This window comes from Delftia sp. RIT313, from assembly GCF_000632165.1.
GTDB lineage: Bacteria > Pseudomonadota > Gammaproteobacteria > Burkholderiales > Burkholderiaceae_C > Comamonas > Comamonas acidovorans.
The window spans coordinates 1-23,248 of the sequence record NZ_JFYT01000076.1 but is presented as its reverse complement, the minus strand read 5'-3'; the positions used below and the strand labels follow the sequence as shown (position 1 = coordinate 23,248).

25 protein-coding genes are annotated in these 23,248 nt (G+C 66.9%); 1 reads left to right on the top strand and 24 read right to left on the bottom strand.

Features of this window, described 5'->3' with window-relative positions; translation table 11 throughout:
• Positions 1–22 precede the first annotated feature (22 nt).
• The 23 genes from BW39_RS22885 to BW39_RS22775 form a co-directional block, all read right to left on the bottom strand.
• Positions 23–421, bottom strand: a complete 399-nt coding sequence (locus tag BW39_RS22885; protein ID WP_043824476.1) for a flagellar hook assembly protein FlgD — start codon at positions 419–421, stop codon at positions 23–25.
• Positions 418–1,599, bottom strand: coding sequence for a hypothetical protein (locus BW39_RS22880; protein WP_161787010.1), 1,182 nt, complete (start codon positions 1,597–1,599; stop codon positions 418–420). Before BW39_RS22880 ends, BW39_RS22885 begins: the two co-directional genes overlap by 4 nt.
• Positions 1,596–2,120, bottom strand: coding sequence for a hypothetical protein (locus BW39_RS22875; RefSeq protein WP_043824473.1), 525 nt, complete (start codon positions 2,118–2,120; stop codon positions 1,596–1,598). The genes BW39_RS22880 and BW39_RS22875 overlap by 4 nt, the downstream gene beginning before the upstream one ends.
• The gene (locus BW39_RS22870) at positions 2,117–3,610 is read right to left on the bottom strand and encodes a FliI/YscN family ATPase (protein WP_081816283.1); all 1,494 of its coding nucleotides are present in this window, start codon (positions 3,608–3,610) and stop codon (positions 2,117–2,119) included. Before BW39_RS22870 ends, BW39_RS22875 begins: the two co-directional genes overlap by 4 nt.
• Entirely contained in the window at positions 3,607–4,503 is an 897-nt protein-coding gene (locus BW39_RS22865) for a FliH/SctL family protein (protein ID WP_043824470.1), read from the bottom strand. Before BW39_RS22865 ends, BW39_RS22870 begins: the two co-directional genes overlap by 4 nt.
• Entirely contained in the window at positions 4,503–5,120 is a 618-nt protein-coding gene (locus BW39_RS22860; RefSeq protein WP_152547306.1) for a hypothetical protein, read from the bottom strand. The genes BW39_RS22865 and BW39_RS22860 overlap by 1 nt, the downstream gene beginning before the upstream one ends.
• Entirely contained in the window at positions 5,117–6,688 is a 1,572-nt protein-coding gene (gene fliF, locus BW39_RS22855; protein ID WP_268749027.1) for a flagellar basal-body MS-ring/collar protein FliF, read from the bottom strand. The genes BW39_RS22860 and fliF overlap by 4 nt, the downstream gene beginning before the upstream one ends.
• A gap of 28 nt (positions 6,689–6,716) precedes the next feature.
• Positions 6,717–7,055 (bottom strand): flagellar hook-basal body complex protein FliE, encoded by a 339-nt coding sequence (fliE, locus tag BW39_RS22850; RefSeq protein ID WP_043824463.1) that lies wholly within the window; start codon positions 7,053–7,055, stop codon positions 6,717–6,719.
• Positions 7,052–7,468, bottom strand: coding sequence for a flagellar basal body rod protein FlgC (flgC, locus tag BW39_RS22845; RefSeq protein WP_043824461.1), 417 nt, complete (start codon positions 7,466–7,468; stop codon positions 7,052–7,054). The genes fliE and flgC overlap by 4 nt, the downstream gene beginning before the upstream one ends.
• An 11-nt stretch (positions 7,469–7,479) precedes the next feature.
• Positions 7,480–7,872 (bottom strand): flagellar basal body protein, encoded by a 393-nt coding sequence (locus BW39_RS22840; protein ID WP_043824460.1) that lies wholly within the window; start codon positions 7,870–7,872, stop codon positions 7,480–7,482.
• 24 nt (positions 7,873–7,896) lie between these two features.
• Positions 7,897–9,021, bottom strand: a complete 1,125-nt coding sequence (locus tag BW39_RS22835; RefSeq protein WP_081816281.1) for a flagellar basal body P-ring protein FlgI — start codon at positions 9,019–9,021, stop codon at positions 7,897–7,899.
• Between the two features lie 13 nt (positions 9,022–9,034).
• Positions 9,035–9,634 carry a flagellar basal body L-ring protein FlgH gene (locus tag BW39_RS22830; RefSeq protein ID WP_080736802.1) on the bottom strand — a complete coding sequence of 200 codons (600 nt, stop codon included), beginning with the start codon at positions 9,632–9,634 and terminating at the stop codon, positions 9,035–9,037.
• On the bottom strand, positions 9,631–10,539 hold the full coding sequence (locus tag BW39_RS22825) for a flagella basal body P-ring formation protein FlgA (RefSeq protein WP_161787009.1): 909 nt from the start codon (positions 10,537–10,539) through the stop codon (positions 9,631–9,633). The genes BW39_RS22830 and BW39_RS22825 overlap by 4 nt, the downstream gene beginning before the upstream one ends.
• Positions 10,540–10,667: 128 nt before the next feature.
• Positions 10,668–11,462 carry a flagellar basal-body rod protein FlgG gene (flgG, locus tag BW39_RS22820; protein WP_034398242.1) on the bottom strand — a complete coding sequence of 265 codons (795 nt, stop codon included), beginning with the start codon at positions 11,460–11,462 and terminating at the stop codon, positions 10,668–10,670.
• Between the two features lie 117 nt (positions 11,463–11,579).
• On the bottom strand, positions 11,580–12,362 hold the full coding sequence (locus BW39_RS22815) for a flagellar hook-basal body protein (protein WP_052155413.1): 783 nt from the start codon (positions 12,360–12,362) through the stop codon (positions 11,580–11,582).
• Positions 12,363–12,399: 37 nt separating this feature from the next.
• Complete coding sequence (gene flhA / locus BW39_RS22810; protein WP_043824457.1) at positions 12,400–14,499, bottom strand: flagellar biosynthesis protein FlhA; 2,100 nt, start codon at positions 14,497–14,499, stop codon at positions 12,400–12,402.
• Positions 14,496–15,578: an EscU/YscU/HrcU family type III secretion system export apparatus switch protein gene (locus tag BW39_RS22805; RefSeq protein ID WP_043824456.1), complete on the bottom strand. Its 1,083-nt coding sequence runs from the start codon at positions 15,576–15,578 to the stop codon at positions 14,496–14,498. The genes flhA and BW39_RS22805 overlap by 4 nt, the downstream gene beginning before the upstream one ends.
• Positions 15,578–16,405, bottom strand: coding sequence for a flagellar biosynthetic protein FliR (locus tag BW39_RS22800; protein ID WP_080736801.1), 828 nt, complete (start codon positions 16,403–16,405; stop codon positions 15,578–15,580). The genes BW39_RS22805 and BW39_RS22800 overlap by 1 nt, the downstream gene beginning before the upstream one ends.
• 11 nt (positions 16,406–16,416) lie before the next feature.
• Positions 16,417–16,683: a flagellar biosynthetic protein FliQ gene (locus BW39_RS22795; RefSeq protein ID WP_034390882.1), complete on the bottom strand. Its 267-nt coding sequence runs from the start codon at positions 16,681–16,683 to the stop codon at positions 16,417–16,419.
• 342 nt (positions 16,684–17,025) lie between these two features.
• Complete coding sequence (locus BW39_RS22790; protein ID WP_043824454.1) at positions 17,026–18,000, bottom strand: CobW family GTP-binding protein; 975 nt, start codon at positions 17,998–18,000, stop codon at positions 17,026–17,028.
• Positions 17,997–19,661, bottom strand: a complete 1,665-nt coding sequence (locus BW39_RS22785; protein ID WP_043824452.1) for an amidohydrolase — start codon at positions 19,659–19,661, stop codon at positions 17,997–17,999. Before BW39_RS22785 ends, BW39_RS22790 begins: the two co-directional genes overlap by 4 nt.
• A gap of 13 nt (positions 19,662–19,674) precedes the next feature.
• Positions 19,675–21,057 (bottom strand): sodium:solute symporter family protein, encoded by a 1,383-nt coding sequence (locus tag BW39_RS22780; RefSeq protein WP_013803838.1) that lies wholly within the window; start codon positions 21,055–21,057, stop codon positions 19,675–19,677.
• Between the two features lie 13 nt (positions 21,058–21,070).
• On the bottom strand, positions 21,071–21,277 hold the full coding sequence (locus BW39_RS22775) for a DUF3311 domain-containing protein (RefSeq protein WP_043824451.1): 207 nt from the start codon (positions 21,275–21,277) through the stop codon (positions 21,071–21,073).
• A 142-nt stretch (positions 21,278–21,419) separates the two neighbouring features.
• Between BW39_RS22775 and BW39_RS22770 the strand changes: the two genes are divergently transcribed.
• Positions 21,420–22,331, top strand: coding sequence for a LysR family transcriptional regulator (locus BW39_RS22770; protein WP_012203907.1), 912 nt, complete (start codon positions 21,420–21,422; stop codon positions 22,329–22,331).
• 17 nt (positions 22,332–22,348) lie between these two features.
• Here the strand turns inward: BW39_RS22770 and BW39_RS22765 are convergent.
• A partial coding sequence (locus BW39_RS22765) for a LysR family transcriptional regulator (RefSeq protein WP_043824484.1) occupies positions 22,349–23,248 on the bottom strand: 900 nt, incomplete at its 5' end.

The window sequence follows — 23,248 nt, the reverse complement described above, 5'->3', positions numbered from 1 at the left end:
ATGTCCTCGGGATGGGAGCGCTTCACCGCACTGCGGTGATCTGGCTCAGGGCGATGTTCTGAAGCGTGGCGCCGGAGCTGGTGCGCACGGTGATGGAAGGCGAGTCCCCCGCCAGCGACAGCGAGGCCACGGTGCCGGTCAGCGAGGAGCCTCCCGTGTTGATGTCCACGGTGCGGCCGATGAGGCCTACGGACTGCAGGGCTGCCTGGTTGCTGATCAGGGTGGCCATCTTCTGGTTGAGCTGCTGGGTCTGCTCCAGGCTGGTGAATTGCGCCATCTGGGCCATGAACTGCTGGTTGTCCATGGGCTTGAGGGGGTCCTGGTAGGTCAGCTGGGTCAGCAGGATCTTCATGAAATCCTCCTGTCCCAGGCTGTTGCCGCGCAGTCCCGTGGTGGCGCTGCCGATGCTGTCGATGCTCATGAAATCTCCTTGCTGGAGGATGAAAGGAAAGCCGGCATGCCCGGCGTGGCCGAGGCATACCTGTCGAAGAGGTCTGAAAACTCATGCAGTGCACGGCCCGCGCCTGCCCGGGCCGTCGCGGCATCGAATACCAACTGCCCGTTGCAGACCACCCGGCTGAGCTGCTGGCCCTGGTCGCGCAGCAGGCGATGCAGCGAGTACACGACGGCCTGCGCCTGCACCCCCACCTGCTGGGCGCTGCCGTCCAGGCCCAGCCACAGCTGCACGCCGCGCTCCGTCCACTGCGCATGCATGCGCATGCCTTGTGCCTGTGCGGCACCCTGCCAGCGCGCAATGGCAGGGCCTGACGCGGCCGAGGGGCGTGCCGGCGATTGCGACGCACGGGTCGAAGGCCGATCTGCGCCAGGCACGGCAGTTGCCGGGGCCGCGGCGTCGCGCACGGCCAGCAGGGCAAGCGCGGCGGATGGCGAGGCAGACAAGAGCGCAGCCGTCTGCAGCGCCATTTGGATGGGCGCACGAATGCCCGCGTGCTCTGGTGCGGCAGGGGCCGCTGCAGTCGCCGATGCCGCAGATGCCTGCTGCGACGCCGCTGCGGACACAGCCTTGGCCAGGCCCGGGGCACCGCCCTCGCCAGCCGATGCCGACGCCGCGTCGGCACCGGCGGCGGCATAGGCAGCCACGGCTGCAGAGGAGTCGCCCATGGACAGGCCGTGGCCCGAACGCGGAGACAGCGACTCCCACGTTCCCGAACGGCCAGCCGCCGCCAGGCCGGGAGAAGCTTTCTCGGCCAACGCCGGCGCGGCGCCCGACGCCGACGCAGTCCGGGTGATCCCGGAATCGGTCGTGGCGACCGGGCGCGCCTGGGCCTGCCCGGGCATGGGCATCTGAGGCTGCCGCTGTGCAGCCTGCGGCGTAGCAGCACCTGGCGCACCGGCTTGCACGGGACGCGCCTGCGTCTTGGGGTTGTGCTGCGCAATGTCACCTGTCGCCGTGCCGAACGGCTGGAACCAGCCTGCCAGCTGGGCCCGTTCCATTTCCCGCAACCAGGCCTGACGCGAGCGCTTTCCCGTCGGTGCCTGGTCCTGCGGTGCACCGCCGCCCTGCCCCACGCCTTTTTCACCGAAAGGGAGCGCAGGCAAAGCGGGCAGGCCTGCGGAATGAATGTCGAGACTGTTCATTCGGGCTGCTCCACGCGGAATTCACGCAGTTGCTGGCGCATGGCCAAGCGGCCTACCCAGTCACGGTCTGCCTCTGCCGCTGCAGCGCGCCCGGCTTCAAGCGCATATTCATGCAGGGCCTGCGTCCTGTGCTCCAGCAGGCCGTCAATGCTGCGCTGCTGGGCCAGGCACTCCGCCTGGAGGTCGGCCTTCTGCACACGCAGAGCCTGCACTTCCTGCTTCTGGCTATCGATGCGCGCGTGCAGGCCTGACAGGAAAGCCAGCCCCCTGCGGTGAAGCAGCGGATCAGGGCGCGAGTGCATTGCCTGCCGCATTTGGGCGGCATGTGCCTGCAAGGATGCCTCTTGCTCCTGCAACGCGTGTTCGGCCTGGGCCAGTCTGTGCTGCAGCCCGGTCATGCGCGCCTGCAGCCGTTCCATCTGCCACTCCTGCTTGCGCAGATAGGGGGTGAGCGCATAGGAAAAGCCGCGCAGGTCCACATTCGGCACGGATTGCGATGCGGGCTGTCCATCTCTGGTCATCGCTTGCCTTTCTGAGGGGTCAGCGAGAAGCTGAATTTGGCCGGTGACCGGGCCGGTGCCGCCGCCGGGGCGGGCGCGAGCAAAGGCCCTGCCTCCACGGCAGGCCTGTCGGGCCACAGCAGCTTGCGCAATTCGCCCATGGCCTGGCTGCGGGAGATTCCGCCCTCGGCCTGGCTGAGCCATTGCTTCAGGCCCGGAGCCAGCAGCAGGGCCTGGTCCAGTTCGGGGTTCATGCCTTTTTCGTAGGCGCCGATGTCCACCAGCTGTCGGTTGCGATCCAGCAGGGCGAGATGGCGCACCGCATCGGAAATCAGTTCGCGCTCCTGTGGCGTGGTCAGGTCGGGCAGCAGCCGGCTGGCGCTGCGCAGCACGTCGATGGCCGGGTACTGGCCTTCATGCGCAATGTGGCGCGACAGCACCACATGGCCGTCGAGGATGGAGCGCAGGCTGTCGGCAATGGGCTCGTTCATGTCGTCCCCTTCCACCAGCACGGTCAGCAGCGCGGTGATGGATCCTCCCGACGGCGCCGTACCACAGCGCTCGCACAGCTGGGGCAGCTCGGCAAACACGGACGGCGTGTAGCCGCGTGCCGTGGGCGGCTCACCTGCGGCCAGCCCCACCTCGCGCCGCGCCATGGCCAGGCGCGTGACCGAATCCATGGTCAGCAGGACCTGGCGCCCCTGGTCGCGGAAGTACTCGGCAATGGTGACGGCCGCATGCGCAGCGCGTATGCGCGCCAGGGCCGGCTGGTCCGATGTGGCCACCACCACCACGGACCGCGCGAGGCCTTCGGGGCCGAGTTGCTTGTCGATGAATTCGCGCACCTCGCGCCCACGCTCACCGATCAGCGCAATGACATTGACATCGGCGCTGACGTGCTGGGCAATCATGCCCAGCAGCGTGCTCTTGCCGACGCCGCTGCCCGCGAAGATGCCCACGCGCTGGCCCTTGCCCACGGTGAGCAGACCATCCAGGCAACGCACGCCGGTCTGCAGCACCTCGTGGATGCGCGGGCGCTGCATGGGATTGATGGGCGAGGCATGCAGCGGACGCTGCAGCGGCGCAACGGGATCGGGCCGCTGGTCCAGCGCCCGCCCGAAACCGTCGATCACGCGGCCCAGCAGTGCGGGCCCGACGCCGAAGCTCGCCTGGCGCCCCAGCGCCACGATCTCGGAGCCTGCTGCCACGCCCTGCATGCTGCCGTAGGGCATGAGGGTGATCACGTCGCCCCTCAGTCCCACTACTTCGGCCAGAACACCTTGCTCGGGCGACAGGGGTGCCTGCCGACTCCCGCCACGCTCGGCCGGTCGCTGGCGCGGCAGGATGCGGCACAGCTCGCCCACCGTGGCATCAGGCCCCTGCGCCTCGATGGCCAGGCCCTGCATCTGCAGCACGCGGCCCAGTCGCCGGGACAGCTCGGCCTGGCGCAGGGCGCTGCGGTACTCACCGAGAATGGCGCGCACATCAAGCAATGGCAAGGGCACGGTCATCGTGCGGCCTCCCCTGCGGGCTTGAACGGGCCGCCGTCTGCAGCAGTTGTCTGATCGTGCTGGACTTGCTGCTGCCCCTGCCGCTGCCCCTCTCGCTGCATCTCCCGCCGCACCTCCCGCGTCTGCGCCAGGCTGGCCCTGAGGGCTTGCAGTTGCACCTCCAGGCGCGCGTCCAGCGCGCCCTCTTCGGAACGCAGCAGACAGCCGCCCAACTGCACTTCGGGGTCGGGGACCCAGCGCAGTGTCTGTCTCTCGGCGGTGAAGCCCGATGCGGAAAGCATCTGGCGCAGCTGCGCATCGGACTGCAGCGCGTCCAGATCGTCGGGATGCACATGCACGCTCAAGGGCCGGCGGCCATGCCAGGCCTGCACCGTGCGCTGCAGCATGGCACGCGCCCCGTCGCGGCTGACGGCCTGCTCGCCTGTGATGCGGCAGACCGCCTCAAAGACCAGCGACAGCATGTCTTCCTCGGCATCCTGCAGGAAGCCTTCCCAGGCCGCTGGCAGTTGCTGGAGCAGCCTTTGCAGCGAATCCCGCTGAGCCGACATCTGATGCTCACCGGCTTGCCTGCGCTGCTGCAACTCCTTTTGCTCGCGCTGCAGCGCAGCCGTGGCTTCCCGCACCTGCGCCTGCTCATGGGACAGCGCCTGGGCGCGCTGCTCGAGTTCGGCGTCCGCGGCCTTGCGCCCTGCCTTCAGGCCTTCCTCATAGGCGGCGCGGCGCTGCTGCTCCAGCCACTGGGCAGAAGGCGCAGGCGCTGCGGCCGGGACCGGCGCAACCGCATGGGCGGCCGCAGCGATCGACGCGGCCACGCCGGCGCTGCGCGGCCTGCCGATCTTCAGCGCCTCGGGCATCCAGTCTGCATCGCGCAGGATCAGGGGTTCGCCCGGCATCAAAGACCTCTCTTCAGCCATCGCAGCAGGCCATGGCCACGCTCATTGCCACGTCCGGCAGGCCGGACCGTGGGTACGGCGCCGACGGCATCGCCAGCGTGCTCGCAGCAGTGGCGCATGGAGGCCATCAGCGCCACAGCCATGGCGTTGTCGCCCGGAGCATCCAGCGACATGGACTCCATCAGGTCCATCACACGGCGGCGCTGAGGAAGCGGCAGCTTTTCCAGTGCCAGAGGGCGCCAGGGCCAGGGCCTCAGGCACAGCGCCCGTGCGACCAGCCTGGACGGCTGGCCCTGCCAGGCCCGGACCAGCGCGTCGATGCCGCCGGCATCAAGCGCCATCAGGAAAGACGCATCCTCGGAGACCTCAGCGTGCATCGCCGGCGCAGCCAGCGCCTCATGCGAACGAGGCGCCTTCAGCACGCTGCCCAGCAATTCGGTGTCGGGCGGTATGCCCAATTCCGCCAGCTCGATCAGCAAGCCGCGCAGCGCCTGCCCCGCAGGCGCCGGCATGCGCTCCAGCAGCCAATCGCGATCGGCCGGCGCCATGGCATGCAGCAGCAAAGCCGCTCTTCTCGGATCGGTCTGGGGCGCGCAAGCCAGTTCGGCAAAGCTCATGTCTGCTGCCCTTCCATGGGCCGCGCGGCATGGCCTGCGCCATCGGCATGCATCCACTGCTGCAGCTTGCGCAGGGCCGCTTGACGCTCGGCATCGCTCAGGCCTGCGGGCATGGCAGACGGCGCCTTGCGGTTCGCCCGCGCGGCGCTCACAGCAAACAGTGCGACCACCAGGCACAGGACCACAGCCGCCGCAGCCTGCACGGGCAAGGGCAGATCGATATCGAGGCCACGGCCCTTGGGCACAGCATGCGACGCCACCGATGGCACCGGCTGCACGGCCTGGCCTGGAGACAGCGGCGCTTCATCCTGCTGCTGCGCGGCAGCGCCATCCGCATTTGCATTCACAGGCAACAGCGCCTGCATGGATTGGACAACGACGGTATCGCCGCGCTCCGTGCTCGCGCCCACGGCGGCTGCCAGCAGGCGGCGCAGCTTGTCCTCCTGGCCAGCGTCCAGCGGCTGGCGAACCACGGCCACGACCTGGATACGGCGCACCGATCCGGCCTGGCTGACGACCTGCTCCACGCGCCGGCCAACCTGGTAGTCCACCTCGCGCTGGGTGCTCGCGCCACCGGCGCTGCCCGCGCGCGCGGCATCGAGTGGCGGCTGGCCGCCGTCACGCACGGATTCGCGCTCCTTGACGATGACGCCACGGCTGTCTGCCGTGCGGGAGGCGGCAGGAATCACGTCCTCGGTCGTGATGCGGACCTGGTCCATGTTCAGCGTGACATCAACGCTGGCCAGCGCCTGGCCGGGGCCGAAGGCGCGGTCGAGCACAGCCGCTGCCTTGCGGGCCAGCTGGGCTTCCGTGTCCTTCTTGAGTTCGAGCCGCCCCGAGCCTGCGGCAGCCGCACCAGCATCGGCGCTTTCCTCGCTCGAACGGCTCAGCGCCACGCCCTGCCTGTCGACCACGGTGACATCCTGGGCCGTCATGCCCGGCGTGGCGGCCGCCACGAGGCGCTGTATGCCATTGACCTGCTCGGGCCTGAGGTACTGCCCGTCCCGCAGCGTGATGGTGATGGCGGCCTTGGGCCGCGATTGCGCCTGCTTGAACAGGCCCTGCTCAGGCAACGCCAGATGCACCCGCACATCACGGATCTCGGACAGCGACAGAATGGTCCGCGTCAGCTCGCCCTGCAGGGCGCGCTGGTAGTTGATCTTCTGCGCGAATTCGGTCATGCCGAAGTCGGTGTTGTTGAACAGCTCGAAGCCGACGGCCCCCTGCAGCGGCATGTCCTGGCCCATGAGCTTGAGCCGCGTCGGCAAGACCTGCGCCTTGTCCACCAGCAGGGCTCCCTGGGCTTCGTCAAAGCGGTAGGGAATCTTGAGCTTGTCCAGCTCGGCGCTCATGGCAGCCGCGTCCTGCGGCTTGAGATCCGAGAACAACACCTGGTAATCGGCTCTCAACAGCCACCAGGCCAGCGCGGCGGTGCCCAGCACGATGGCGATCAGCCCGGCGATCAGGCTGGTGCGAGCGCCTCGGCCCAGGCCCTCCCAGAATTCAGTCATGTGTTTTTGCTCTTGATGCGTTGCGAAGTTCAGCGGTGTGATCCGGGGCGCACGCAAGCCTGCTGCCTGCGCTGCCCAGGGACGGCTACACCTGCATCCTCATGACGTCCTGGTAGGACTCCAGCAGGCGGTTTCGCACCTGCATGGTCAGCTGGAACGCCAGCCGGCTTTCCTCGAGGCGGATCATGACCTGGTGCAGGTTCTGCACATTGCCCACGGACAGCTGCTGCAAGTCCGTCTGGCTGGCCAGCAGCTGTCCGTTGACCTGCTGCAGGCCCTGCGTGACCATGCTGGAAAAGCCGGCACCGGTGGTACCGGACGCACCAGCGCCCCCTGCATGCATGGCGCCTTGCAAAGGGGCCAGCGAAGGCTCGGCGATCGAGGAAAGGGCTGCGGACACCGCGCCCAGGGCTTCGGTGCTCATGCGCCACCTCCGATGGTCAACGCCTTCTGCGCCATGCTGCGAGCCGTGTTCATCGCGGCCACATTGGCCTCGTAGGCGCGCATGGCACTCATCATGGTGACCATTTCCGTGGCGGTATCCACGCCGGCATAGGAGACAAAGCCGCGCGCGTCGGCCATGGGATGGCCCGGCTCATACACCATGCGCGCCGGCTGCTGCGTCGGCTCCAGCGAGACCACGGGATTCGCTGCCAGCCCCTGGGCCACGGTTTCCGAGAAGGACGTGCGCGCCACAACGCGCAGCGGCTGGAAGAGCTTGCCGTCGGTGCCCGCCACGGTGTTGGCATTGGCCAGGTTCAGCGACGCGACCTCGACACGGGTGCGCTCCAGCGTCATGCCGCTGGCGCTGATGGCGAAGGCTTGTGAATAGTCCATGCGAAGGTTCCTCAACGCTTGCCGTCAGAGACGGCGGATGACAAAAGCGACATGTGTTGCGACAGGCCCTTGAGCAGGGCCTGGTAGTGGACGGCGTTGTGCGCCATCTGGGCCACCTCGGAGTCCAGCTGCACGCCGGCTGGCAGGCCCGTCGCATCGCGCCGGGGCTCCAGGCGCAGGCTCTCCTGCGCCATGGCATCGACTTGCGCCGTGCTCAACAGCTGGCCCTGGTCCAGCTGACGCCGTGCTTCCTGCATCTGCCCGGAGAAGCTGGCCTGTACCGGGACGTAGCCCTGGGTGCCGGCATTGGCGATGTTGCGTGCGATGGCCTGGTGGCGCAGCGATGCCGCATCCAGCGCCATGGACAGGCTGGCCACGGTGACGGCCTCGATTGCCTGGGTCATTGGGTGCTCCCTCCTGGAAAATGTTTACTGGACGATCAGCTCGGCGTGCAGGGCGCCGGCGGCCTTGACGGCCCGGAGAATGGAAATGATGTCGCGCGTATTGGTCTTGAGGCTCACCAGGGACTGGACCAGGTCGGCCACCGTGGTGCTGCCCGACACGAAGCCCGGCACCTGACGCTCTTCCACATCCATGCGGGTGTTCGTCACCAGCGCCGTGCGCACGCCATCGCCTGCCACGCCGATGAAGCCGGGCTGCGAGGCAGTGACCTCATTGCGAATGGACAGCTTCAGATCCCCATGCGAGATGGCGACCTTGGATATCTGCACATCCCCACCCGATACCACAGTGCCGGTGCGCTCGTTGATCACGACCTTGGCGCGCCGGTCAGGTTCGACGAAGACCGACTCCAGCCGCGAGACGAAGGACACCAGCCGGCGCCGCTGCCCTTCGGGCACGAACAGGTCGATGCCGGAGGCATCGCGCGCCTGGGCGAGCGAGTCGCCGAACTGGCGGTTGATGGCCTCGGCGACCCGGTCGGCCGTGGTGTAGTCGGGCTCGTTGAGCACGAAGGTCATGCGGTTGTCCTGCGATACCACCTGTGCGGTGACGCCGACCTCGACCGTCGCCCCGCCAGGAATGGAGCCGACGGTGGGGTGGTTCTTCTGGACCACGTTGCCGTTGGCGTCGTATCGGTAGCCGCCCACCGACAAGGCCCCCTGGGCCAGAGCGTAGATGCGGCCGTTGGCCGCCTTGAGCGGCATGAGCATGAGGCTGCCGCCGACCAGGCTGCGCGCGTCGCCCACCGAGGTGACGGTCACGTCCAGCGTATCGCCCTCGCGGGAGAAGGGCGACAGCGCGGCACTGACCATGACAACGGCCACGTTGCGGCTCTGGATCTGCTCCGGGGGAATGTTCAGGTTGAACTGCGACATGGCGTTGGACAGCGCCTGGCGCGCACCCCGGCTGGAGGCGGAGTCGCCCGTGCCCGCCAGGCCCGTGACGATGCCCGTGCCCACCAGGGCGTTCTCGCGCCAGCCCTGCAGTTTTCCGAGGTCCTTGACGCGCACGCTTTCGGCCTGTGCGTTCAGGGGAGTCTGCAAGCCCGCCAGCAATGCAGCGCCCAGCACGCAGCTCCACAAATTCTTCATGCAATACGCCATGTCAAAGCCCCAGGTTGTCCAGAAGGCTGCGCCACCAGGGGCGGCGGCTGCGCTCGGCAAGATCGCCCTCGCCCACGTAGCTGATGCGCGCGTCGGCCAGGCGCGTGGACAGCACCACGTTGCCATCCGAGATGTCCAGCGGGCGGACCCGCCCCTGCAGGGTCACTTTCTGCGGCTCTTCGTTCACGGTCAGCGTCTGCTCCCCGCCCACCAGCAGGTCGCCGTTGGCCAACACCTCCTGTACGGAAACCGTGAGCGTGGCCAGCACGCGGTTGGTGCGCTGGGTGCGTCCGCCGCCGTCGAAGGTGCCACCCAGGCCCGCTGCCGTCTGTGCCACGCTGCCGCTGCCGTGGGAAAGGTCGGCAGACAAGGCGTTGCGGCGGCGCGTGCCCGTATCGGCCGAGGTGGTTGCGCTGGAGTTCTCGAACACCTGCACGGTCAGCACGTCTCCCACGCGAAATGCCTTGTTGTCGGCCATCAAGGGCCTGAAGGTCTGCTCCTGGAACAGGCTCTCGGCATGCAGCGCACCCAGCGGTGCTGCCATGGCCCACGCCAGGACTGCGGCCCTGGCTTTCACCGTCATCTTGATTGCCGTCGTCATGGTTGCAACTCCAACTGGCCCCGGCCCACCACGCGGACAGACAGCACCCCCGTCGCATTGGCCGGCTTGGCACGCACGATCTGCCCGGGCTGTCCGTCCTGCAGGACTTCCACCCGGCTCTCCAGCGACAGCGGCCCCTGGCGCGTCACCAGGCTGGCCCATTCACCCCGCACCACGGCAGGCCTGGCCAGCAGGCTGTCTGCAGAAACGACGTCACCTGCCTGCAGCGCGCGGCGCAGCACGGGCGCGTCCGCATCGGCTCCGGCCGGTGCATCCACCCGGACGCCACCGGGCAAGGCGGACAGGCCGGACAGGCCTGGCATTGCGGTCACATCGATCTCGCGCAGCTCCATGCCGTCGGCCTGCACGGGCGAGCCGGCCGGCATGGCATGCGAGGCGACCGGCAACCGGGCAAAGGCAGCCACTTCAAATCGCACGGGAATGGCCCGCACATGGCGGTCGCCAGAGAAAACATCGACCCAGACCAGCATGCGCGGGCTCATCCGTGTCGCGCTCAGAGGGCGCACCTGCAGGCGACGCCCCTGCATGGGCACCTCCACGGACACAGGCAGGGCCACAGGATCAATGTCCAGGCGTGAAAGGACCAGGCCCTTTTGCCGGGCCATTGACCGCAGGTGTTCGGCCAGTGCAGCCTGCGCCTGGGCAGCCACCTGCTCGCCCGCAATCTCCTGCACGGCCGTGACGATGGCCGTCTGGCGTGGCCCGCGCCAGTCGATCTGGTCCTCTCTGAGTCCTGTGCGGCTTCTGAGCCAGTAGCCCAGCCGCTCGCTTTCCAGCACGGCGCTTTCTCCCGGACGCGGCGCCTGTCCCAGCGGTATGGCCAGCGCGCGGCGCAGCATGCCCAGGTCGGAGCTGGTCAGCACCGCAATGTCTGCAAGCCGCACGCTGGAATGCTGCACCGTCACCTGAGGACGCAGCTCAACGCGCAGCCACGCCTGCGCAGGTACCGCCCAGGCGGGAGCGCAACACGCAGTCGCCAGCGCGGCCACTGGCAAGAGAGCCTGCATCCGCCTCATCGCCGCAATCCGTTGACCATGCCCATCATGTCGTCGGCGGCCTGGACGATCTTGGTGTTGGCCTCATAGGTGCGCTGGGCCAGCATCAGGTTGACCATCTCGTCCACCATCTTCACGTTGGAGGCCTCCAGGTAGCCCTGCGCAATGTGGCCCGCGCCCTCTTCGCCCGGACGCACCAGCAGTGCCTCGCCCGACGCGGCACTGCTGCGGTACAGGTTGTCGCCCTGCGCAGCCAGCCCCTGGGGATTGGCAAAGCGAACCAGATCGATCTTGCCCAGGTCCGCAAGGCTTTGCTGCCCGGCCACGCGTGCCTGCACGCGCCCATCGGGCTGCACGACCAGCGCCTGCACATCGTCTGGAACCGCGATCGCCGGCTTCAGGGCCAGGCCTGCGGATGTGGCCAGGTTGCCGTCCCGGTTGACCGTCCAGGTGCCGCCGCGCGTGTACGCGGGAGTTCCATCGGGTGTCTGTACCTCGAAGAAACCTTCACCCTGAACGATGATGTCCATGGGCAGGTCGGTCTTCTTGATATCGCCTGCGTCGAAGAGCTTGGAGATGCCCGCCACGCCCACCCCGGCGCCCATCCGCATCACCGGCGCAAGCAGGCCCGCGTCGGGCCCGGCCAGGGCCGCCGTCCGGCGTGCCGGATCCAGGGCGACCAGATCGGAGAAGCTGACCCGCGAACGCTTGTAGCCTGCCGTGTTGACATTGGCCAGATTGCTGGCGATGGTCTCGACGTTGAGCTGCTGCGCCTGCATGCCGGTCGCGCCGATGTACAAAGCGTCATACATGGAAATCTGCCTCCAGAAATTGGCCAGGTGCAATGACCTGGCGCGTCTTGCAAAACGGATGCTTGCCGGAGTCCGGGCTGCCGAAGCAGGCGGAACAACCGCAGCGAAGATGTGCCATCACAGTTCTCCCAGCTTGCGTATGGCCTGGCCGGTCATCTCGTCATAGCCCAGCGCCACCTTCTGCATGGACTCGAAATGCCGCATGGTCTGCATCAGTTGCACCATCTCGTGCATGGAGCTGACGTTGGAGTTCTCGACGAAGCCCTGCTGTATGCGGATATCGGCATCGGCAAGCTGTCCGGGCTGGCCATCGATGGACATGAGACCTTCGCCCAGGCGCCGCAGTTGCGAGGGCTGCGGCGCCTCGACCACCTTCAACTGCGCGACGGGTCTGTCCGTGCGGCCCACCCCATCCCCGTCGAAGATGTTTCCCTTGGCATCGATGCGCACCTGGCTTGACTGCAGGAGGATCTCGCCACCTCGCCCCATGACGGCATGGCCCTGGGCCGTGACCAGGCGCCCCTGTGCGTCGAGCCTGAAATTGCCCTGGCGCGTGTAGGCCGGTCCACCGGGCGTGCTCACCTCGAAATAGCCTGCGCCGGCCAAGGCGACATCCAGGTTCTGCCCCGTGGAGCGAAGCGTGCCGGGGCGGTGGTCGGTCTGCACCAGCAGGCCGGCAGCAGGCGCATGGGGTGACGCAGCCGGCGCGCTCTCGGCGGCGGCTGCTGCCGTGCCGACCATCGCGGCGAACGAGGGAGCGCCCAGCCGCAAGGGCCGCGCCGAGACGACCTCGCGCTGGTAGCCCGGCGTCAAGGCATTGGCCAAGTTCAGGCCTGTCCGGTCCAGTCGCTGCATGTCCTGCTGCATGGATTGCAGCGCGAGGGCGAGTACTTCTTGCATGGTCTGGGGAGCAATGGGAATGGGAGGATGCGTGCCGCTAGAGGCTCACGACGGCATAGGACTTGAGCTCGATGGCCTGGGGCACCTCGGCCATGGACAGCACCCGCAGGTGGGGCATCATCCGCTCGGACAGCAGGCGTACATGTCGGCGCAGCTCGGGGGCGCACAGCAGCACGGGAAGCAGATTGCTTTTCATCATCCGCTCGGTCTGCTGCATGAGCTTGAGCATCATTTGTTCAGCCAGCTTGGGCTCCAGCGCGAAGGACGCCGGGGCGGCCGCGCCGTCGTCGGCGCGCAGGCCGGCCTGCGCGGACTGCAGGCCTTGCAGCAGCTGGCTTTCTATGGCCGGGTCGAGCGTGATGACATGCAGGGCGGCGCCTTCGCCCGCCAACCCCTGGCAGATGGCGTGACCCAGGCGCAGACGCACCATCTCGGTCAGATGCAGCACGTCCTTGGTCTGGCGTCCGGCATCCGCCAAGGTTTCCAGGATGGCTTCCACATGCCGTATCGACACCTTCTCGCGCAACAGGTTCTGCAGCACACGCTGTACGTCACTGACGGACAGCACGGTGGGAATCAACTCTTCCACCAGACTGGCCTGGTTCTGGCGCACGCGATTGAGCAGCCGGTCCACCTCGGCCCGCGTCAGCAGCGTGGCCGATTCGCGTCGCAGCACTTCCGTCAGATGCGTCATGAAGACAGTGGGCGCGTCCACCAGCGTGAACTTGGCGACCGTGGCGGCGGCGCGCTGGTGCTCCTCGATCCAGAGCGCGGGCAGGCCGTAGGTCGGGTCCCGCGTGGGCTCCCCGGGCATTCCATCGGTCCTGCCGGTCGGATGGATGGCCAGCAGGCGGTCGGCACGCGCCTCGCCCCGCCCGCACACCACGCCGTCGATATGGATCTCGTACCGGTCCTGCCCCAGCCGCGCAACGTCCTTGAAGCGCACACGTGGCAGGACCAGGCCCAGGTCCTGGGCATGCTGCTTGCGGAAGGTGGCGATGCGATCCATGAGGACACTGCCGGGCTGGCTGACCAGGGCCGCCCACTCGCTGCCCACATGGACTTCGATGGGCTCCACCTGCAGCGACGCATAGGGGTCATCCTCCCCTTTCTGTGCCGCATCGGCTGGCTGTGCTGCATCCTGCGCATCGGCCGGCGCCGTGCCATCCTCGGCGGAGTTGCTGGCGTTGCGGTAGACCACCCACGCCACCGTGGCAACGACAGCGATCAGCACCAAAGTCGGCAGGGCAGGAATTCCTGGAAAGAACAGCAGGCCCGTCAGCGCGGCACCCACCAGCAGCAGCGTCTTGGGGAAGGAGGTGATCTGGCGCAGCACCTCCTGGCTCAGGTTGCCGTCCGAGGCCGAGCGCGTCACGATGATGCCGGTGCCCACGGCAATGATCAGCGCCGGGACCTGGGTGACGATGCCATCACCGATGGTCAGCAATGAATAAGTCTTGAGGGCCTGTGCCCATGGCAGCTTGTGCTGCATCACCCCGATGACCAGGCCGCCGATGATGTTGATCAGCAAGATGATGATGCCCGCGATGGCATCGCCCTTGACGAATTTGCTCGCGCCATCCATGGCGCCATAGAAGCCGGCTTCCTTCTCGATGTTCTTGCGGCGCCGCTGTGCCTCGGCCTGGTCGATGAAGCCCATGTTCAGGTCGGCATCGATGCTCATCTGCTGCCCCGGCATGCTGTCCAGCGTGAATCGCGCCGCCACTTCCGAGATGCGCTGCGCACCGTTCGTGACCACGACGTACTGCACCACGATGAGGATGAGGAAGACGATGAGGCCGATCACATAGTTGCCCCCCACCACATAGGCGCCAATGGCGCCGATGACGCGTCCGGCGTCTCCATCCGACAGGATCAGCCGCGTGGCCGCCACATTGAGCGATAGCCGGAACAAGGTGGCGATCAGCAGCAGGGACGGAAAGGTGGAAAACTCCACCGGCCTGGCCATGTAGAAGGTCAGCAGAAGGATCAGGAAGGCGAAGCTGAAGTTGGTCAGGATCAGGAAATCCAGCAGTCCGCTGGGGATGGGCGCAAACAGCACCACCAGCACACCGAGGACCAGCAGGACCATGGCCACATCGCTGTGCCTGCCGAAAAAGCGTTGCAGGGATTTCATGGCGCAGCCCCCGCGGCCGAGCGCTCGCGCATGGCGAAGATCCACACGATGATGCGGGCCACATCGGCAAAAAGGTGCGGCGGCACGTGGTGCTCCACATCGAGTTCACTGAACAGGCGGCGGGCCAGCGCAGGACTGCGCACGACAGGAATGCGGTGCCTGGCTGCGATCTGCCGCATGGCAGCCGCCAGATGGCCTGCGCCCTTGGCAACCACTTGAGGCGAGTCCATTTCCCCATGGACATAGCGCAGCGCAACGGCAACGTGTGTGGGATTGGTGAGCACCACATCGGCATTGCGGGTCTGGTGCAGGGCCTTGCTTCGTTTGCGCGCCTCACGCTGCAGGTCGCGCAGTCGCGCCCTCACCCGCGGGTCGCCCTCGCGCTGCTTGTGCTCATCCTTGACTTCACGCTTGCTCATGCGCATCTTCTTGGCGAATTCGCGGCGCGTGAATACCCAGTCAACGGCAGCGATGATGGCCATCAGCAATGCCATCTTGAAACCCAGGCTGCCCAGGTCGGCAATCAGCGTCTTGAGATAGCCCTGGGGTGACAGGCCGGAAAGGCTGTAGAACTGGGACGCCAGGTCCTTGAGAGAGAAATAGGCGACTGCGATCAGCAAACCCAGCTTGACGCAGGCGCGGGCTGCGTCAAACAGGGCTCGCATGGACAGCACGCGCTGGATGCCATTGGCAGGATTGAGGCGGTTGAAATCGGCAACCACGGGCTCCACCGAGAGAACCGGCCCCGTCTGCATCGCATTGCCGACCACCGCGGCAATCATCACGGTGCACGCGAACGGCGCCAGCCAGGCCAATGCTTCCTTGAGCATGCCGGCAATCAGGGGCCACAGCATTTCAGCGCCGGGGCCGGCCGCAGAGCTTTGAATGACCAGCAACTGGTCAAGTCGGAACTGGCGAAGCGCCATATCCCATCCTTGCCACGAGAGGTAGGCAACGGCAACCGTGAACACGAGAGCCGACACCACGTCGGAACTCTTGGAAACCTGGCCCTTTTCCCTAGCCTTTTGCAGCTTGTAAGGGGTGGCCGTCTCATTGCGGTCCAGATCCTGCTCGGCCATCAGCGCGCTCCCGCCCCATGGGACGCAGTGAGAAAGACGGCCGCCCACATGTCGAAAATTCCCATGTAGACCCGGTTCATGGCGCCGCCCATTCCTGCAAACCACAGCGACATCACGGCAAACCCGACAACGATCTTGGCCGGAATGCCCAGTACCAACATATTGATCTGCGGAAGATTTCTGGCGACCAGGCCCAAGGCGAACTCCACAAGCAAAATACAGAACACCACAGGGGCGGCCAGCGCAAATCCAAGAATGAACATCCCGCTGGCCTGCTTGAAAACGGGGCCCGAGGCGAGAACCAATGGCCAGTTCGCACCGGCCGGAAACAGCTCGAAGCTGTAGGCGAGAGCCCGCAGCAGGCTGTGATGGCCATCGATCAGCACGAAACCGACCACGGCCACATAGTTGAATGCCGACACCAGCAGCGGCGCGGCCTTGTTACCCACGGGATCGAACACTTGCGCAATGCCAAACCCGATCTGCACATCGAGAAGATTGCCCGCCAGGGAAAAGGCTGCGAATGCCAGCAGTACGCCCAACGCCAGCACAATGCCCAGCGCCACCTCCACGCATGCCGCCTGGAGCAATCCACCCATGCTCAGTGCGGCCGCTGCCGGTGGCAACGACAGCAATTGCCCCATCGTCCAAGACAGGCCGATCACCAGCAGCGCACGCACGCGCCCGGGAATGGGCATGGCATACAGCACGGGCGTCATTGCCAGCACGACAGCCAACCGCAACGAGGGAAGAAAAGCTTTTAACCACGCGTCGTGAAGCCAGGTGCCAGCGATCGCCGGCAGCCAGTGATGCGGCAGGGAATCCATATCGTGGGGATTCAGAACATCGCCGGAATGCGCGTCCAGAGCTGGGTTGCGAACTGTCCCAGTTTCTTCAGCATCCAGGGGCCGCAAACGATCAGCACGACGGCAGCCACGAACAGCTTCGGAACGAAAGTCAGCGACATTTCCTGGATTTGCGTGACCACCTGCACCACGCTGATGAGCAATCCGGTCAGCATGGTCAGGCCCAGTATCGGAAGACATACGATCAGACCCGTCCAGAACAGGTCCGACATCATTTTTAACGCCAAGTCAGCACTCATGCTTTCGCCTTGCAGTGTGCCTTGGATGACTCAATCACAATCTGCGGTCAATTGAATTTTTCAAAAATTCTACATTTATACACAACATAAAACCAGGCAGACATAGAAAAACAGGAGCCGTCTGATAGGCAAGCTCACTTGTTGCACCTAGATGCGCCAGTCGAACTGGGAGTCCAAAGTCAATGGTTAATTGACTCGGCAGCTATTTTTCTTGTAGCAAGCTATCTTTGAGGTTCTCAAAAAGCCCTTCTTTTCCACACGGGCTTATCCAGCCTTGCCCCCAACCTGACGTGCCCCGCCATGCACACTGCGCGTCCGCTGGGTGCCCTTAGATGAGGCCCCCTAATCAGCCTCTACCAGCGCACTGTCCAAGTGCTTGCACAGAAGTTGCCGCGCTTCGTCGCCAAAACAGCCAATGAAAACCAGGGCGGATTCGCGGATCTGCGCCACAGGCAGCTTTGTGACGCGCAGTCGGCCGCCCACCCAATGGATTTCCTGGCCGCTGCAGTGGTCCGCCATGCGCACGATGCCCTTGGCCCGCAGCAGGGGCACGGGCAGGGTGCGCAGCGCTTGCCTGAGCCGCTGTTTGTCGAAGCGTCGGTGCGTGGTGTACGAGAAGCTGCCTATGCCGGCCATGCCATTGACGGCGCCCTGCCAGACGCCGCCCGCTCCCAGCAAACCCTGCGAACGGCGCGGCCGGGGAACTGCATCGAGGAACAAGGCCATGGGAATGTCGCCATGCAGCGCGGTCAGCACCTGGGTGTGGGGGGCGAGAGCGGCGAGGCGGCTTTTTGCACGATCGAACTTCGATGGTTCCACCAGATCCGCCTTGGTCAGCACCAGCGCCGTCGCGCCGACGATCTGGCGGCGGACCATGTCGCCGACCAGCGGGTCGCACAGTTGCTCATCGACATCCTGGACATCCACCGCCACCAGGATGGCGTTGAGCTGCAGCGCGGGGTCGAGCATGCCGACCTGGGCGATGCGCACGGGGTCGGAGACGCCGCTGGCCTCGATGACCAGCAGGTCCGGGCGGTCGGGCCGCGCGCCCACGGCGGCCAGGGCCTCGGCCAGCCGCCCGCCGATGGAGCAGCAGATGCAGCCGTTTTCCAGCTGCAGCACGTCGCTGCTGCGTGTGCGGATCAGGGCGGCGTCGATGTTGATCTCGCCGAAGTCGTTGACCAGCACGGCCACGCGCAGGCCATCGGCGCGCTCCAGCAGCCGGTTGAGCAAGGTGGTCTTGCCCGCGCCCAGGTAGCCGCCCACGACGACCATGGGAATGGGCGCCCGCTGCGCCGCGGCGGCCGGCGTGCTCATGGCTGGGACCCGGGCGCAGGGAAGATGCGCCCGCCCAGCACGGTGCCCCAGACCTTCACGTCCTTGAGGGCGGCGGGCGCCACCGCGCGGGGATCGTCCTCCAGCACGGCGAAGTCCGCCAGCTTGCCGGGCTCGATGCTGCCCACGCGCTGCTCCAGTTTCAGGGTACGGGCCGCGCCCATGGTGATGGCGTGCAGGGCATCGTCCACCGACAGTCGCTCGGCCTCGCCCAGCACGCGGCCTGACGCGGTTTCTCGCTGCACGGCGCACCAGGCGGTGAACAAGGGGTTGATGGGGGTGATGGGCGCATCGGAGTGCATGGAAAAGTCCATGCCCAGGCGCCGTGCCGTGCCCGCCGCATTCATGCGCGACGCCCACTCGATGCCCACGGTCTGCCCGGCGTGCGCATCGCCCCAGTAATAGAGGTGGTTGGAGAAGAAGTTGACGCACATTCCCAGGCGCGCGGCGCGCTGCAGCTGGGCGCTGCTGGCCAACTGGCAGTGCTGCAGGGTGTGGCGATGGTCGGCGCGCGGGTGCCTGGCCAGCAGGTCCTCGATCACATCCAGCACCACCTCGGTGGCCTCGTCTCCGTTGGTGTGGATATGCAGTTGCAGCCCGGCCAGGTGGAAGGGCTCGAACAGCGCGGGCAGCTGCGACGGCGGAATCAGCCACAGGCCGTTGGGCTGCCCGCCCGCGTAGCCGGGAGCGCGCAGGCGCGCGGTGAAGCCCTGGATGGAGCCGTCCACGATGAACTTGACGGGGCCGAACTGCAGCTTGTCGCTGGCCGACGATGCGGCAGCGGTGTGCACGCGCGCGGCGCCACCTTCCGGGTTGCGCTGCGGCGCAAAGGCCGGGACGATACGCAGCGGATAGGCCGCGTCGCCCGTCACCTCGCGCAGCGCGGCCAGGCCCTGGGGCGAGAGATCGCTGACCAGGTCGGTGGCCGTGGTCACGCCCGCGAGCTGGGCCACGCGGCCGAACTTCCAGATCGCCTCGCGCTGCTCGGCAGCGGCCAGCGACAGCGCGCTGCCGATCACCTTCTGCACGGGGTACATGGCGGCGAATTCCTGGAGTTCGCCCGTGGGCTGGCCCTCGGCGTCCTTGTGGATGCCGTCGATATCGGTGTCCTCGTCGATGCCGGCCAACGCCAGCATGGCCGAGTTCACATTCATCAGGTGCACGCTGGCGTGCAGGATGACGATGGGCCGCGTGGCGGAGACACGGTCCAGCTCGCGCACCGACAGCCGGCTGCTGCCAAAGAGGATGGGATCGAACCCCCAGGCCAGCAGCGTGGCCTGCGCGTCGGGCAGGGCACGCTCGGCCTCGGCCAGGCGGGCCAGCACGGCGTCCAGCGTGCGCAGGCCGGGCCACAGCCGCCCGTCGGGATCGCGGCGGTCAAAGTAGCCCAGGTAGACCGCATCCCACATGGCGCCTTCCATCAGGTGGCTGTGGGCCTCGATCAGGCCGGGCATGAGCACCTTGCCGCGCAGGTGGTCGATGCGCTCGGCATCGGGCCAGGCGGCCATGTCGGCCTCCCCGCCCACCGCCAGCACCGTGCTGCCCCGCACGGCCACATGGGTGGCCTGTGGCTGGGCCGGGTTCATGGTGAGGATGGTGCGCGCCGCGAAGATGCGCACGCACTCGCTGGTTTCGTGGTTCATGGGGATGTTTCCCTCAGGCGGTCTTGACGTGTGCCGCACGTGGCAGGCAGTGGACGATGGCCGTGACCAGCAGGTTCAGCGCCAGGCTGATGAAGCCCAGGTTGATGCCGCCGAAGTCCGGTTGCTGCAGGTACAGCACGATGGCCAGCGCCTGCCCGCAGACGATGCCCAGGGCAATGGCCAGGGGCCGGATGCGCCAGCCAAACAGGATGGCCATCATTCCCGGGAAGAACTGCGTCACGCCGTAGTAGGTGGTGTTGATCAGGGTCAGCATCAGGTTGGGGGTGAGCAGCGTCATCACGATGGAAAGCAGCAGGTAGATGACGATCACCACCTTGGCGCCCTGCTTTTGCTTGGCCTCGGGCAGGCCGGGCAGCAGGTTGCGCGCCACGATGGGGCCGATGGCCAGGCAGATGCCCGCCAGCACCAGCAGGCCCGACAGCGCGGCGCCTGCGGCGACCAGGCCCAGCAGCCAGTCGGGCAGCAGGCGAACGGCAGCGGCGAAGAAAGCCTCGTTGGGCGATGCCAGTTCCAGGTTCTGGCTGATGGCGTAGTACGAGGCCAGCACCAGGAACGGGTACATCAGCATGTACAGCGGCATGGCGATCTGCGTGCGGCGGATGGTGTGCGAACTCTTGGCCGTGAAGAAGTTCTGCACGGCGAACGGCATCATGTAAAAGCCCAGCGCCTGGAACAGCATGGTGCTCATGGAAAAGCGCAGCTGCGTATCGGTCATGTGGTTGCTGACCTTGGCGCTGGCGGCGGCGAACACATCGCCCACCCCGGCATGCCAGCCCACGGCCACGCCCGTGGCGATGATGGCCACCACCATGAGGATGTCCTTGAGGATGGCGATGTAGGCCGAGGCACGCACGCCCGAGATGGCGATGTAGGTGAAGGCCAGGCCCGCCGAGATCAGCAGCAGGTGCAGCGGCTGGAAGTTCCAGCCCAGTCCCTTGAGCGCCGCCACCAGCCCCGTGAACTGCAGCTGGCCCCAGGGCAGCAGGAACAGGATGGCCGAGCCGGCAACGATCAGCTCCAGCGCGCGGCTGCCGAAGTGGCCCTTGAACAGGTCCGGCAGCGTGATGGCGTTGTGGCGCAGGCCGGCTTTCCAGATCATGGGGCCGAGGAAGTAGCCCAGCGGATAGGCCAGCAGGATGTAGCCCAGGAACCAGACGCCATAGGTCGGCCCCTTGGCGTAGATGCCGCCCGGAAAGCCGACCATGGTGCCGATGCTGTAGATCTCGCCGGCGGCGAGGAAGAACACCAGGTAGGCGCCGAACTGGCGCGAGGCGACGAAGAAGTCATGCACGCTTTGCGCACCCTTGCCCGTGCGCGAGCGGATGGCCAGGTACAGGGACAGTGCGATGAAGCCCAGAAAGACTGCGGTGGTCATGGCGGTGCTCCCTTCAGACCGACTGCACGTCGTCGGCTTCGTGGCGGTCGAACATCAGCCAGCACACGAGCATGCACAGCGACGTCAGCACGAACCACATGAAGATCCACAGGTAGATGAAGGGCACGCCGAGCAGATGGCGATCGACGGACGCGACCCAGGGAAGCAGGCCGATCACCGCGATGTACGGGATGCCTATGCCGATGAACAGCTTGAGCATGGTTTGTCTCCTTTTGCTCCGATGAAAGAGTTGGCGGTTGTGGCCGCTCTATAGGACGTTTCAATGTCCATGGATGCGATCTTAGGAAGTGCCTACCTATAATTCAAATGAGAAATTTGCCAACAAACCATGAGGACTCCGCATGGATACCCAGAAGCTGCGGCACTTGCTGGCCATCGTCGAGCACGGCACTTTTTCAGACGCGGCGCGCGCCGTGCACCTGACCCAGCCGGCGCTGAGCCGCAGCATCCGCGCGCTGGAAGACGAGCTCCGGGCGCAGCTGTTCGACCGGGGCGCGCGGCGTGCCCGGCTGACGGTCTTCGGCGAACTGGTGGCCGAGCGCGCACGCCGCATGCGGCTGGAGGAAACCCAGCTGCGGCGCGACCTGGAGCTGCTGCGCGGCGGCCAGGAGGGCGCACTGGCCATAGGCGTGGCGCCGGCCCCGGCCGCACTGCTGCTCAAGCCCTTTCTGATCCACATGGCGCAGGCGCATCCGCGCATCAAGGTGCGCACCGAGATGGGCGCCACCAGCGCCCTGCTGGAGCTGCTGCGCAATGAGTCGATAGACGCCATCGTCGGCGACGCCTATGTGCTGCGCGCCGCCGATGACGTGGACATGGAGCTGCTGGGCGAGCTGCCCGCCGGCCTGGTCTGCCGCGCGGGCCACCCCGTGCTGCAAAACCCCGGCATGGACGAGATCCGCCGCTACCCCCTGGCCACCACCACGCTGAGCACGGCCATGGCGCGGCAGCTGGCCGAGCTGTGGGGCGAGGGCGCCGAGCCCGACAAGCTGTTCACCCTGCACTGCAACAACCTGGAACTGCTGCGCAGCGTGACCCTGGCCACGGACACCTTGCTGTTCGGCGTGCTGTCCATCACGCGCCAGGAGCGCGCCAGCGGCACCATGGCCGAAGTGCCCCTGCCCGCCGATCCCCGGCGCTGCGGCCGCTACGGCATGGCGCGCATGGGCGCGCGCAGCCTGTCACCGGCGCTGGAAACCGTCTACGCCTTCACCCGCACGCACTGGCGGGAGCTGTCCGAGCACGACCAGTGAAGCCGGGCAGGCGCAAGTCATGCGTCGGCCCGCGCCAGCGGCAATGTCTGCGTGCGCAGCCACTCCAGCACCAGGGCGAAGCGGGCCTCGTCATGCACCGGCCTGGGTGACATGAGCACGTAGTGCGAGCCGTCGGCCACAAAGCCGCGCGGCGCGCACAGGGTGCCGCTGGCCAGATCGTCGGCCACCAGCGCCAGCGGCCCGATGGCAATGCCCGCCCCGGCAACGGCGGCCTGCAGGCTCAGGTAGAAATGCTCGAAGCGGGCCTCGCGCCCGGGCTGCAGCGGCACGCCGGTCAGCTCGCTCCAATGCCGCCATGCGTCCGGGCGCGATGCCGTGTGCAGCAGCACGCCGCCCAGCGGCCCGGAGCGTGCCAGCGTCTTCGCAAGTGCAGGCCTGCAGACGGGACCCACGTGCTCCTGCAAAAAGGGCTCGGCAACCACATCGGCGCCCAAGTCGAAATCCGCGCGGCGTATGGCCAGATCGATGCCTTCACGCGCAAAGGGCACCGAGCCGCCGGCCGACACCAGGCGCAGCTCGCGCTGCGTGCCGATCGCTTCCTGCAAACCGCTCAGGCGGGGAATCAGCCAGCGCATCAGAAAGGTGGGCTCGCAGGACAGCACCAGCGGCCGGTCCGGCCCGGCGGCCTGCCGCGCTCGGCCCAGCGCGCCGCGCAGGCGCTCCAGCGCCAGGGCCACCTCCTCGGCCAGCACACGCGCCGTGGGGGTGGCAATGATGCTGCGGTTGCTGCGCTGGAACAGCGCAAAGCCCAGCGCATCTTCCATGTCGCGCACGGCGCGGCTCACGGCGCCATCGGTCAGGTGCAGCTCGCGCGCGGCCTTGGAAACGCTGCCGTGGCGCACCGTGGCCTCGAAGGCACGCAGGGCGGACAGCGGCGGCATATGGGTGGGTGGGGC